Genomic DNA, 11,934 nt, shown 5'->3' with positions numbered 1-11,934 from the left:
GAACATGGTATTCTGTTTCATAAGGGACACCTCTTCCTGTAGTTGTTGGTTCGCACTTACAGTCTACAAGAAAGGTGTCTCTTTTTGTATTCATTTGGATGATTCTGGCTAATCAACACGCGTGATAAAAAGCTTCTTTTAACATTAAAAAGTAAACGAATCAACAGAAAATCCAGCATACTGTGAGCAAACGACAAAAAAATGTACATGCACGAAAAAAAGCAATAACTGGCCTACTACTAGCCAGTTTACATAACTAGGAAATGTACCAGACAGGTGGAATACAAATGAAAGATTTTCAATCTCATAACGGCTTTGCACGAACGTTCAAAGAAAATAAATTGACGCTTGGAATTTTGTTCCCTTTAGAATCGGCTAGAGACAATCCGTTTGCAATGGATATAGCCTCACAAATGACACTAGCGAAACAAGCAGAAGAAGCTGGATTTGCTTCTTTGTTTGTAAGGGATTCTCCACTTTTTGATCCAAACTTTGGAGATAAAGGTGTTATCCACGACCCATTTCAGTTACTTGCTTACACAAGTGCGTACACAAAAGAGATTGCTCTTGGCATTGCCAGCGTCATCACAACGTTACGGCATCCGCTTCACTTAGCAAAGTCCGTTGCATCTTTAGATAATTTATCTGATCAAAGACTCTTATTAGGTGCTGCAACGGGAGACCGTCCGATAGAGTTTCCGGCATTTAAAGTAGAACGACAAGAACGTGATGAGTTGTTTAGAGAATCTATTTGGGTCATGAGAAAAATATGGGAAGAATCGTTTCCACAAATACATTCAAAGAGAGTGGAATTAGTCGAGGGGGACGTTATTCCTAAACCTCATTTAATGGGTATCCCAATCCTCGGAACAGGCTATTCTGGACAAACAATCGAGTGGTTAGCGGAACATACGGATGGCTGGATGTTTTATGCACAAGAGGCAAATCGTCAGAAAGAGCTAATCAACATTTGGAGAAACGCAACAGGTCGATTTAAACCGTTTTCTCAACCATTGGTGATCAATTTATCAGAAAATCCAAAGGCTTCTCCTAGACCTATTCCGATCAAAGTTGGCTTTACGTCAGGTCACCAGTTTTTGGTCGACTATCTTCATGCCCTGCAAAGGATGGGGGTTAATCATGTCATTCTGAGTTTAACTAATGGCAATCGACCTATAACTGAAGTCATACAAGAATTAGGTGAGTATGTTGTCCCACATTTTCCTGCACATACAAACTACATGCGTGAAATAGCGGTAGATAAAACTAGGTAAAATTACAGACTAAACGGTGCATTTACTCATTTTTTGAAGCCAATGTTCTAAGAAACGGTTTGAACGAAAAAGACTCTTTGCCGGTATTTCGGCAAAGAGTCTTTAAAGTGTTGAATCCAGTTCAACTTCTTTCGTTCGATCACGGTACCAGCGGTGAAATATGTCAACAAGTGAATTGGGTACATCTTCAAGATAAGACGTATGAACGGGTCTCGCGCGCGTGACTGTTTGAAGAGAAGAAAGTCCAAATGCACGTTGAATCCGGTTTTGCGTAATTTCAACTTCCACAATTTTTTCTCGCTTCGTGATAAATAGAGTAGAAGTAAAGCCGCCATTTTTCAATTGAATCAATTCTTCATTTAAACAATAACGTGTGTGGAGGAAATCCAGGGTACGCGACATAACAACTACTATTAGTAAGACAATAGAAACGATCCACCACATATTTTGAATTTTCAAGAAGTTGGATTGGAAGTAAAACAACAATGCAGTCGCAATTAGCCATAGCCAGCTTGGCTTTAGCAAACGAATCCAAAGTGCACGTTTCGGCAGTCGTTGCATGTCTTCTTGAATGCGATAGCCGGGTAACAATTCAGTAACGATTGCATATGCTTTTCGCTTTGGCAGAAAAGGATAGAGCGAGCTAATATTTAACTCTTCTGAACCCAAAGACAGGCTGCCGGCACTAATCAGCTTAACTTCTGCCAGTCCAAGAATACGTTTTGTAAAAGATTGTGTAATTTCAATGGCTTGAACGCGCTCTTTTGCGATTGAAAAAGAGGCTTACGACAACAGACCTTTTTTGATGTACACACGCTCACTATCAGAAGAAATCTCATAGTTCCCATATTTAATAAATGAGTGGACAATCCCGAATACGAAAGAAGCCAGAATAATTAGGGTAGTTACGATAGCAATCATCCAAGTCGATGCTAGCAAACTTGTGCCCACTCCGCTTAATCGTTCTTCAAAGCCGCTAAATTCAGAAACATTGTAGTATAGGGAAACGAGCAATGGCACAAGTAGCAAAAAGCTAAAGGACGTCATAGACGCTTTAAATAAATCCTTACGTGTCGGTTCGAAATGAATGACACGCTCTTTCAGTTTTTTCTGCCCAGGCTCGATTTGTTCAGCAGCAGGAAGCTCTTCCGTATCGTCTGAAATTGTCTCGTGTTCCGTCGCAACAGATTTGTTGCGTTGTTGGACTGCAGATTCTAGCCGCAATGCTTCCTTTCTTGTGACAACTTCGAATTTTACAGAAGAATTCTCACCAGCAATACCCGTTTCGAAACTAATCGATGTCAGCCCCAATAAACGGTGAGCAAATGATATGTGACGGTTGATGTTCTGTACTTTTGAAAAAGGAATCGACTGGTCAGTTTTACTGAACACACCTCTTCGCAAATAGAATCGTTGGTCATCGATTGCATAAGTAGTTGTGAACCAATTTAAAACAGCGAATACAACGGATCCAAGAAAAAATAGCAAAAATGCGTAACGACCGTAAACCAAAAGCATGGAGCTATTGTCTGCTTGAAAAACGAATAAGACTAAAATGAAAAAAATTGAGCTTCGAATCAGTTTTCCGATTTTAAAAAGAAGAGAAGCTGGATGATGGCGACGATTAGCAATCATTGTTCCACTTCCTTAATTTTGGCGAAATGAGCAACGCGTTCACGAAGCTCGGTTGCTACGGCTTTTGGCAATGCCGGGATGGCATGACTTGATCCCATTGTTTCCACTGAAAGAGAAGCGAGTTTAAATTTCCGCATCAACGGTCCTTGTGTAAGAGACACTGCTTGAATCTTTGTCATCGGGACCAATTGTTGTGTTTGGTTCCAAATGCCAAACTGCAGATACAAAAACTCCGCATCTAAATCATAGCGCCAAGACTTAAAAGTGAGAGGTGGACTGATAATGGACCATACGAATCCGATTACCCAAAAGATGGCTAAGGCAATCAAGACCCAAAAGATCCAGTTGTACCAGTCAAAGCGCCAATCCAAGTAAAATAAGACAGCAAGAACGATAAAGGCGATAAGGTTGGAAATAAGTTCTTCCAGACGCCAGTAGCTGACGGCATTGGGGGAAAGAGAATGTTGTGGAGCGTCGTATTGATTATTCATTTAGGGAACACCGCCATTTTCACAAGATACTACTTTATACGTTCCGTCTTTCAGAAGGTTTCATATAGTGAGTATAAGCTGAAACATGAGTAGTCAAGTATTGTGTAAAGTAAAGCTAGCAAATAAATTGAGAACAAGACTACAAAAAAGAAAGTAGCGACATTTAAATGAAGAAATCACTAGTTTGCATCACCGCTTATTCCAATAAGTTTTGGGAAATAAACGTTCAAGGAACTATTTTTATCGTGCTATATGGAAAAATAGGGAGCAAAGGCTCAGTGAATACAAAAGAATTCGTTTCTGAAGAGCTCTGTATGAAATGAGCGAACAAATTAATCGAGTCGAAGTTTAAAAAAGGATATTGGGAAATTAGAAAAGACAACGGACGGAGTCAGACAAGTATTAGTCGAAATTACTAAACACTATTTTCGTATGTTAGGGCAAGACAAGCTGTTATCTTTAACGAGCGATACACTGAATTAGTTAATTAATATCCAGCATGCTGAATAATTTTGCGCTCATTTATAGTTAGGATGCAGAAAAGAACGAGAAAATATTTGAAAGAAATTTAGCAGTTACCTTATTTTAGTAAAATATTATGAAATTAAGAAATCGATGCTTTTTCAACAAGAGCCAACAAAAAGACCGTGATGTGACAGAGTCAAAATAGAGGAGCGGCTGCAGAAATTTATGCAACTGCTCTTTTTGTGTTACGAACAGCTGTGATTCTATTTAGAAAGAAAATTTAATTCAATACGATTTGATGGCTCATAAACGCAGTTTTTGCTGGGAATACTAACAGTAAACAGTAGTTGGATTCTCTTTTTTAAACAATTGTTTTTATTGATTTAATATGTTTTCTTTAGTTGGATAACGTGAAAAAATTTTCAGTTGATTCTATTCAAATAGAGTTCTATTTTAAAAAAAAGTATATGAGAAAAACGTTTATATAATCTGAATTAAAAGAATATTCTATAACACTTTACATATTTTGTGGTGTAATATAGTCTTATCGTATTGGATGTCAACAATTTAACAGATTTTTTAATTTTCTATTGATCAAAAAGTTGTGCTCTTGGCATGAAAAACAGTTAGCTTACAGAGCTATCTGAAAAAATATTTATCTGAATTTTAAAATAAAAATTGTGTGTTAGTCAGATAATAATGTGGTGGAAAATGTCATCGCTAGGCACGAAAAAAAGATTTGATGAATAGCACTTACATAAGAGTGTAAAAGGGGTGGTTAGCGTAATGAAAACAGATTCACTGTCTTTAGCGGCTGAGAAAATCGGCGAGATTTTAGGCGCAGAAATGGAATTACATGAAGGGTTTTGGCAAGTAATAAAAAAGCGGACAATCAAAGCGCATAAGAGTTTCGATATGTGTGTCAGCTGGTCACTAGAGCTATCCATATCATTTAAACCATCTACACATAATCAAGTGGCGATTAATAAAGCTGAAGTCTTTCTTCTTCCTGAAGAACTGGCATCTTTTACAGGTGCACTTATACAGCATCCGATTCACTTTCCCAGTAGTTTTTCGCAACGGCTGTCAACAGAGCGCGGAATGCACTGCATTCGACTAGCGTCAAAAGAGCCACCTGAAGATTTTGCTAAACGTCTAACTGAAGCGCTTTGCGTGCTTAGCTAACAGTAATTATGCTTTAAAGGGGAGAAGTGAAGTGGAGCAGACAGAGCAATTGCCTCAAAAAAAATTGACTATTATTTTCTGAGATCTAAAGATGTCCATATTGAAAATGGAACTGCTTTTATTACTTTCTTTGCTCGGTTGACACGAGAAGTATCTTTTCAAAGAAATGGAGAGCAACAAACGCGAGTTCAAACCATATGGGTAGATATTAACGAGGTAAAGTTAAAACATGCACCTATAAAAGCAAAAGCTTTACCAAATGGCATGCAGCGGTACGAGCTGTCGCAAAATGTCTTTTACAACCTGTATCAAGTAGCCAAGAAGAGTCCAAAATATCTGTTTTATGTAATTCCTTTTCACCAAAAATCCACACGTGAGAAATTCAGTAGTTAACGTTGTACGACCATACTAAAGGAGGATGAATTAGATGACTGTAATGAAAAATGGAGAAAAAAGAATAGATCAGCTAACGAAAACGTATTTGGAAATGTATAAGGAATATCTCTTTGGGTACAAACAATATAAAACAGAAAAAGCGACTTTGAGTAAGGAACTAGAGAAGCTTAAAGAAGCTTAATTGTAATTGCAGTTGAGTGTATATAAAAGTGGAATTGTCCTAATAGCCTCAAAAAAGTAAACCGAGAAAAAGAAACTCTTTTCCTGGTTTACTTTTTTGAATTCCGCGCAAAATCCTAAATTCAGTAAGGATTTTTTTGAGGTCTCGAAGGTTCGGTGTCTAAGACGATTTATTAGTTTTGATAAGTTTGAACATGGTTTTCACTTCATTTCTGCGTTATCCATTCATCCTCCAGTGTTGCTTCGGCGTTTTCTTTTATCTTGAAAAATTTGCTATACTAGACAGGAATTAGATTAATTGAACTAGCACGTATAGCCAAATGATAAAAAAAAGGAGTGATTGGATGGAAAAGCTACGCGAATCAATAGAAAAACTGAGTGGTAGTGATGCGAAAAGTTTGTTGTTGAATGTAATGTACCGTTTAGAACTCGTGAAAAAAGAAGATTTACAAGACGAAATGATAAACGAGTTGTTGTCCTTATCTAATGACTTATCTGATAGCCTGCAAAAAGAAGTCCACTACGAAATGGATGAGACTGCTGTACATATTATCAGCGGTGAGTCTCCAGCAGGTTCTTTGCGAATAGGACTAAGCCATGAAAATCGAATCATTGGTTTTCCCGATTTTTTTGCTGAAGGACCTGTTTGGAAAATTCATACAGAACAAGGGCACACCTTACGTTATGAGTGGTTACGAGATCACATTAATTATGAAATGGATTACATAGAAGAAGAATACATAAATCGGTTCTCGAAAACACTTGCAACAATCGAAGAAATCCCTGCTAACATACCAATTGTCCTGTGGACGGCAAATAATGCAGATGAACAAACAGGCCTTCGTTATTTTCTCTATCTTCTGCGAGAAAAGAAAAACGATATCTATATCATTAATACCCCAGAAGCTTTTGAAACTCTTTATGGAAAAGGAGAAACTCAATTTAGAGTGAGACATTCGGGCGAATTAGCGTCCTATCAATTTAAGGAAATCTATCAAACGAATTTAGGGAATCCTTTGACAACTAAAGAGAAAGAAATATTACGAAATGAATGGCTCCTGTTGTCAGAAGAAGAAAACGTGCTGCGAATTTGGAAAGGCGGTAGCTTTCAAGTTATAGAAGAAGATCATTTCGATTCGATGATCATCGATGCGGTTCGAAGATTGCAAAGGGAACAGGAAGCGACTGATTTTATTTTGGCAGCGAGAGTAATTGGTGAAATTCTTTTCCAATCAGAACACCTTGTTAGTCATAGCTATTTGGAGTATCGCATCAGATATTTAGTTTACAACGGGACGTTTAAAATAAGAGGAATACCTAAGAGTATGCGGCATTACCACGTGCAGGTAAGCTGAGTCCGAGTGACTTTTTTCTGCAAATTAAAAAAACGTCCCGTAGGACGTTTTTTTACCTGCTGCGAATTTTCGACAACAATCGAAGAATTTCGAGATACAGCCAAACCAATGTGACGAGCAAACCAAAAGCTCCATACCATTCAAAGTATTTCGGTACTTGTTTATTGGCTGCACTTTCGATAAAGTCAAAATCCAATACTAAGTTCAGTGCAGCAACGATAACGATAACCACACTAATGCCAATGCCTATAGGCGAAGATTCATGCAGGAACGGAATTTCAAAGCCGAAAAAGCTGCCAATAAATGAAATCACATAAACCAAGAAGATGGCACCAGTAGCTGCTGCAACGCCAAGTCTAAAGTTCTCTGTCACTTTTATGAGACCAGACTTGTAAACAAGCAATAGACTTAGTAATACACCTATCGTGATTAAAACGGCTTGAAAGACAATCCCGCCATACTGAACTTCGTACTGTGCAGAGATTGCACCGAGGAACAAGCCTTCCAATAGCGCGTAAATAGGCGCTGTGAAAGGAGAGACTTTGGGCACGAAGATCGTGATTAACCCTGCAATAAGTCCACCAATCGCACCTACGAGAATCAAAGGCAGTACGCTATCGGGACTGTTAACAAACTGATTCCAAGAATAGACGAACGTTACCAGCAATAGCAAGAGTAAGATAAATGTTTTGTTGACAGTACCTTGGATCGTCATTTTCTGACCAGTGGCAGTACCTTTAAAATTTTCGAACGTGTCGGTCTTTAAACTTGGATTTCCACTTCTCAATTCGATCACCTCATACATTATTTTAAGCAGACTTAAGTATATCTTTTTATTGATGAAAAATACATGATGAACAAACCCGTCGAGAAATGTATAGGTCTCTAATTGCTACACCTTGCATTTTACCATAGGAGAAACCTGCGGAATGGTCACATGTAAAAGCATAGAAAAGCTGTAGAGCCTAATATGGCCTACAGCTTTTATTTGTTTCGGCGAGCAATATAGCTGACATCTCGAAATCGGCTAAAGTAAATAGCTGACAGATCAACTAACAAGAACAACGATCCTCAGTAATTTCGTCTCGCAATCAACTCTTTATGCTTTTTCCAATAGTAGAATTTGTGGAAATGGAATTATCGGTATTCTTGTGTAATTTATGTTCTTGTAAATCATATTTTTAAGTGGTGATAAATTGTTATATTAGTACCTAATACTAATAGTTGGTGGTAGAATAAGACGAGGATATCAAGAGGGAGTGATGAAAATGAATGTTTCAAAAGCTAGAATTACAGCTATCGGCTCATATGTACCTGATAAGAAGCTGACAAATCACGATTTAGAAGAAATGATAGAAACCAATGATGAATGGATTGTCCAACGGACTGGGATAAAAGAGCGTCGTATTGCGTTAGATACTGAATTTACCAGCGATATTAGTATTAAAGCTGTGGAAAATTTAATCGAACGTTATGAAAAATCGCTAGATGATGTGGATATGGTCATTGTCTGTACGATGACACCGGATTTTAAAACACCAAGTGTCTCTGCACTAGTGCAAGCTAAGTTAGGTATAAAAAATACGGGAGCCATTGACTTGAATGCAGCATGTTCCGGATTTGCCTACGGTCTTCACATTGCCAACGGTTTGATTACTTCGGGGTTGAACAAAAAGATTTTGGTGATCGGAGCAGAAACCTTCTCTAAAATTCTAGATTACAGCGATCGTTCCACGTGTATTTTATTTGGAGATGGTGGTGGTGCTGTTTTAGTTGAGTTTGATGAAGAAAATCCAAGCTTTATTGATGTGCACATGGGAACTAACGGAGAGCTTGCACACAATCTTTACTGCACGGATCTTTCCAATCAAATGTTTGGGAATGAGTTGGCAGTCAATGGCTTTGTAAATCAAAATGGACGCGAAGTTTATAAGTGGGCAGTCAACACGGTGCCAAAAGGCATTAAAGCATTGCTGGAAAAAGCACAATTTGAAACGACCGATGTGGATTGGTTCGTGCCGCATAGCGCAAATCTTCGAATTATCGAGTCGATTTGCAGTAGGACCGGTCTGCCGCTTGAGCAAACAATTTACAGCCTTGAATATTACGGCAACACTTCTGCAGCTTCGATTCCACTGTCGCTAGACAAAGGCGTAAAAGAAGGCAAAATCAAAACTAATGACAAAATGTTGCTTTACGGTTTTGGTGGAGGCTTAACGCATGCGGGTATGTTGATTAATTGGACGATTTGATGGTTTGAACATAGAATGATAAATTCGCTTCTAAGCGGATGCTTTAAATCTACAGACTAAGCAGTAGATTAGCGCAACATATTTGTAGATAACTAATATTCAAGCAACTAGCTATTTCTGAGAGGAAAAAGCTAGTTGCTTTTTTCTAAGGCTATGTTAATTTATCCGCGTATCAGTTATCTCGAAATCGAGGCAAATAAATTGTATTCACAGATAAGGAGCCGTAGAATTAGGGGTAGCAACAAGTTCACCTGGCTTTTAGAAAGTGAGCGAATACATTTCTAGCTCAAAGTACGGATGGCGTCATTTCTGATGCCCCCAAAAATTATGGAAATTTCGTGTATGACGTTTGCTTTGGTTTGTTTAGGGAAACAATGATCATAAGGTAATGTCCAAATTTTCATTGATCGGTATTGAACGATAAAAAATGTAAAGAAGGTGCATAGATATGGGTACGAATAAAACGATTCTGAAAATAAGTGATTGGGTAAAAGGAAAATCCCGCCACGACGAACTGATTATCGGCTTTATCGATTCTATGGATGTTCTTAAAGAAGCGGTAAATGTGACAGTAGTGGAAAGTGATAACGAAGAAATGATTGGCATGACGATCCCGATGTCTGTACATCAAGTAGAAAGCATTCCACAGTCAGTTAATAAAGATGCTGCGCAACTAGACTTCTTAATCGATTTAGCATTAGCGACGGACGATAAAGAATGGTTCCAAGAATTGTCTGCTCAGTTAAATGCTAAAAAAGAAGCGGTTAACTAAAATTCCCATACATTTGAATGTAAATTTTAACAGTTTAAAACATCAATAGCACTTTAATTCACAAAGCTTTTAGTAGCTAAAAATTGTGGGTTAAGGTGCTATTTTTTAGCATTTTTTTGGAAAATTGAACTTATTCTATTTTTGAACGTTATTAATCAAGAGGTGTTGAATATGAAAAAAGGTTTAGTTATTGGAGTAGCAAGTTCAGTAGTCATTGTAGCGCTCTTTGGATATGTAGTTTACTGGGCTTTTTTTGATATGCAGCGTTTGCCTGAAGGTGAATTTTTGACGGAATCTGTATCACCAAATGGCGCGTATACTATACGTGCCTATGTGACAAACGGTGGAGCAACTGTGGCCTATGCTGTTAGAGGAGAGTTGGTTTTCAACGAAGAGAATAAAAAAAATGAAAATATCTACTGGAATTACAGAGAGGATTCTGCAACGATACAATGGGTTGATGAAGATACGGTAGATATTAACGGACACTTGTTGCGTGTTCCAAAAGAAAAGTATGATTTCAGAAATGAGCAATAAACTAGATAATTAGAATTGTTTCTAGGATAGTGTTCAGAACGGTTGAGTTACTCGGGGCTTAGCTAAAATAGTACTGTGTACTTTTCCTTCAGTAAATCTGCATACTTATTTCTTTAGTAGGAATAGTGCGTCTAATTATATTTGACCTCATACACTGTGCAATTTATAGTTACTATATAAGGTAATAACTAGCAGAATCTAGCTCCACCTATAGACTGTCTTTTGCGTTCCTTCGACTTATACAAAGCGATTCTTAACACTAGTTTAACAATTACTCTAAGAAAATGTTCTATACTACTAAACAGGTAGTACATAAAAATAGGTAAGTCGAATAAAAAAACTGAGGGGGAAATAGAATGAAGAAATTTTTTTACGGTTCGGCGACAGTGTGTTTAGTAACCGTTCTTGCAGCTTGTGGCAGCGATGAAAGTGGAACAGATTCAAAAGCAGGAATAGCAGGCGAAGGCGTCTCGGGTACTTTGGATTTTTATACATCCCAGCCGGATGCGGATGCGCAAGGTTTAGTTGATGCTTTTAAAGCGCAAAATCCTGATGTCAATGTTAGTATTTTTCGTTCCGGAACAGAGGAAGTTGTGTCAAAAATCCAAGCAGAAAACCAAGGTGGTAATATTCAAGCAGACGTACTGTTAGTCGCAGATTCGGTAACTTTTGAGAGCTTTAAAGCAGACGATCTATTACTGAACTATAAATCACCAGAAACAGAATCCCTCGATCAATCACTTGTTGATCCGGATGGTACGTATGCAGGAACTAAAATCATGGCTACAGGTTTGATTGTAAATACCAATGATGTGACAGAGCTTCCTACGAGCTGGACTGACTTGACTGACGAGCCGACGAGCGGACAAGCTGTTATGCCAAGCCCACTTTATTCTGGAGCAGCTGCTTATAATTTAGGTGTCATGACGCGTCAAGATAGTCTTGGCTGGGAGTTTTATGAAGCACTTCAAGATAATGATATTACCATCACACAAGGCAATGGCGCAGTGCTAGAAAGTGTCGCGACTGGTGAGAAGAAGTATGGCATAATTGTTGACTTTTTAGCCGCACGCGCTAAAAATGACGGATCTCCAGTAGAATTAGTTTATCCAGAAGAAGGCGTTCCGGTTATTACCGAACCGGTTGGTATACTAGCCAATACTGAAAATGAAGAAGCCTCGAAAGCATTTGTTGATTTTATTCTTTCAGAAGAAGGTCAGAAATTAGCTTCACAGCAAGGCTACACACCAATTCGTGAAGGCATAGATGCACCTGAAGGTTTAAAAACATTAGATGAAATGACTATTTTGGACGCTGAAGCGGTGGAACTACTGAAAACACGGAGTGATGACAAAACGAAATTCGGAAAGATTTTCGGACAATAAAAACCAA

Annotated in this window: 13 protein-coding genes; 9 read left to right on the top strand and 4 right to left on the bottom strand. The window is 38.2% G+C overall.

Translation table 11 applies throughout. From position 1 onward, the window contains the following. Positions 1 to 287: 287 nt before the first annotated feature. Positions 288 to 1,274 carry a TIGR03571 family LLM class oxidoreductase gene (locus tag QMF37_RS17250; protein ID WP_283478999.1) on the top strand — a complete coding sequence of 329 codons (987 nt, stop codon included), beginning with the start codon at positions 288 to 290 and terminating at the stop codon, positions 1,272 to 1,274. A gap of 102 nt (positions 1,275 to 1,376) precedes the next feature. Here the strand turns inward: QMF37_RS17250 and QMF37_RS17245 are convergent, their stop codons facing one another. Genes QMF37_RS17245 through QMF37_RS17230 form a run of 3 tightly spaced genes read right to left on the bottom strand, consistent with a single transcriptional unit; the run spans position 1,377 to position 3,400 of the window. Continuing rightward, positions 1,377 to 2,045, bottom strand: a complete 669-nt coding sequence (locus QMF37_RS17245; protein ID WP_349307311.1) for a PH domain-containing protein — start codon at positions 2,043 to 2,045, stop codon at positions 1,377 to 1,379. 12 nt (positions 2,046 to 2,057) lie between these two features. Continuing rightward, positions 2,058 to 2,909, bottom strand: coding sequence for a PH domain-containing protein (locus QMF37_RS17235; protein WP_283478996.1), 852 nt, complete (start codon positions 2,907 to 2,909; stop codon positions 2,058 to 2,060). Next, positions 2,906 to 3,400: a PH domain-containing protein gene (locus QMF37_RS17230; protein WP_071154677.1), complete on the bottom strand. Its 495-nt coding sequence runs from the start codon at positions 3,398 to 3,400 to the stop codon at positions 2,906 to 2,908. Before QMF37_RS17230 ends, QMF37_RS17235 begins: the two co-directional genes overlap by 4 nt. A gap of 167 nt (positions 3,401 to 3,567) precedes the next feature. On the opposite strand from QMF37_RS17230, the gene QMF37_RS17225 reads away from it, so the two are divergent. The 4 genes from QMF37_RS17225 to QMF37_RS17210 all read left to right on the top strand — a co-directional run bounded on the left by QMF37_RS17225 (position 3,568) and on the right by QMF37_RS17210 (position 6,981). Further along, positions 3,568 to 3,723 carry a WGR domain-containing protein gene (locus QMF37_RS17225; protein ID WP_078080438.1) on the top strand — a complete coding sequence of 52 codons (156 nt, stop codon included), beginning with the start codon at positions 3,568 to 3,570 and terminating at the stop codon, positions 3,721 to 3,723. Between the two features lie 928 nt (positions 3,724 to 4,651). Continuing rightward, positions 4,652 to 5,050: a DUF1259 domain-containing protein gene (locus tag QMF37_RS17220; RefSeq protein ID WP_071154676.1), complete on the top strand. Its 399-nt coding sequence runs from the start codon at positions 4,652 to 4,654 to the stop codon at positions 5,048 to 5,050. Positions 5,051 to 5,477: 427 nt separating this feature from the next. After that, on the top strand, positions 5,478 to 5,627 hold the full coding sequence (locus QMF37_RS17215) for a hypothetical protein (RefSeq protein ID WP_169835266.1): 150 nt from the start codon (positions 5,478 to 5,480) through the stop codon (positions 5,625 to 5,627). A 343-nt stretch (positions 5,628 to 5,970) separates the two neighbouring features. Beyond that, the gene (locus QMF37_RS17210; protein WP_283478995.1) at positions 5,971 to 6,981 is read left to right on the top strand and encodes a DUF1835 domain-containing protein; all 1,011 of its coding nucleotides are present in this window, start codon (positions 5,971 to 5,973) and stop codon (positions 6,979 to 6,981) included. A 52-nt stretch (positions 6,982 to 7,033) separates the two neighbouring features. Here the strand turns inward: QMF37_RS17210 and QMF37_RS17205 are convergent, their stop codons facing one another. Then, positions 7,034 to 7,768, bottom strand: coding sequence for a Bax inhibitor-1/YccA family protein (locus QMF37_RS17205; RefSeq protein WP_071154674.1), 735 nt, complete (start codon positions 7,766 to 7,768; stop codon positions 7,034 to 7,036). A gap of 481 nt (positions 7,769 to 8,249) precedes the next feature. Between QMF37_RS17205 and QMF37_RS17200 the strand changes: the two genes are divergently transcribed. The 4 genes from QMF37_RS17200 (at position 8,250) to QMF37_RS17185 (ending at position 11,927) form a co-directional block, all read left to right on the top strand. Continuing rightward, positions 8,250 to 9,233 (top strand): ketoacyl-ACP synthase III, encoded by a 984-nt coding sequence (locus tag QMF37_RS17200; protein ID WP_078080832.1) that lies wholly within the window; start codon positions 8,250 to 8,252, stop codon positions 9,231 to 9,233. A gap of 448 nt (positions 9,234 to 9,681) precedes the next feature. Beyond that, positions 9,682 to 10,005 carry an IDEAL domain-containing protein gene (locus tag QMF37_RS17195; protein WP_058385308.1) on the top strand — a complete coding sequence of 108 codons (324 nt, stop codon included), beginning with the start codon at positions 9,682 to 9,684 and terminating at the stop codon, positions 10,003 to 10,005. 171 nt (positions 10,006 to 10,176) lie between these two features. Then, positions 10,177 to 10,542: a DUF5412 domain-containing protein gene (locus QMF37_RS17190; protein WP_151897508.1), complete on the top strand. Its 366-nt coding sequence runs from the start codon at positions 10,177 to 10,179 to the stop codon at positions 10,540 to 10,542. Positions 10,543 to 10,898: 356 nt separating this feature from the next. Then, positions 10,899 to 11,927, top strand: coding sequence for an ABC transporter substrate-binding protein (locus QMF37_RS17185; RefSeq protein WP_283478993.1), 1,029 nt, complete (start codon positions 10,899 to 10,901; stop codon positions 11,925 to 11,927). Positions 11,928 to 11,934 lie beyond the last annotated feature (7 nt).

The sequence above is a fragment of the Planococcus sp. S3-L1 genome (assembly GCF_030063085.1).
Taxonomy (GTDB): domain Bacteria; phylum Bacillota; class Bacilli; order Bacillales_A; family Planococcaceae; genus Planococcus; species Planococcus kocurii.
This window is presented reverse-complemented; position numbering and strand designations above follow the sequence as displayed.

Bases quoted from the DNA above. Each gene is read 5' to 3' on its own strand.
- QMF37_RS17250 (WP_283478999.1), top strand. From the start codon at position 288: ATGAAAGATTTTCAATCTCATAACGGCTTTGCACGAACGTTCAAAGAA.
- QMF37_RS17235 (WP_283478996.1), bottom strand. From the start codon at position 2,909: ATGATTGCTAATCGTCGCCATCATCCAGCTTCTCTTCTTTTTAAAATC.
- QMF37_RS17230 (WP_071154677.1), bottom strand. From the start codon at position 3,400: ATGAATAATCAATACGACGCTCCACAACATTCTCTTTCCCCCAATGCC.
- QMF37_RS17225 (WP_078080438.1), top strand. From the start codon at position 3,568: ATGAAGAAATCACTAGTTTGCATCACCGCTTATTCCAATAAGTTTTGG.
- QMF37_RS17220 (WP_071154676.1), top strand. From the start codon at position 4,652: ATGAAAACAGATTCACTGTCTTTAGCGGCTGAGAAAATCGGCGAGATT.
- QMF37_RS17215 (WP_169835266.1), top strand. From the start codon at position 5,478: ATGACTGTAATGAAAAATGGAGAAAAAAGAATAGATCAGCTAACGAAA.
- QMF37_RS17210 (WP_283478995.1), top strand. From the start codon at position 5,971: ATGGAAAAGCTACGCGAATCAATAGAAAAACTGAGTGGTAGTGATGCG.
- QMF37_RS17200 (WP_078080832.1), top strand. From the start codon at position 8,250: ATGAATGTTTCAAAAGCTAGAATTACAGCTATCGGCTCATATGTACCT.
- QMF37_RS17195 (WP_058385308.1), top strand. From the start codon at position 9,682: ATGGGTACGAATAAAACGATTCTGAAAATAAGTGATTGGGTAAAAGGA.
- QMF37_RS17190 (WP_151897508.1), top strand. From the start codon at position 10,177: ATGAAAAAAGGTTTAGTTATTGGAGTAGCAAGTTCAGTAGTCATTGTA.
- QMF37_RS17185 (WP_283478993.1), top strand. From the start codon at position 10,899: ATGAAGAAATTTTTTTACGGTTCGGCGACAGTGTGTTTAGTAACCGTT.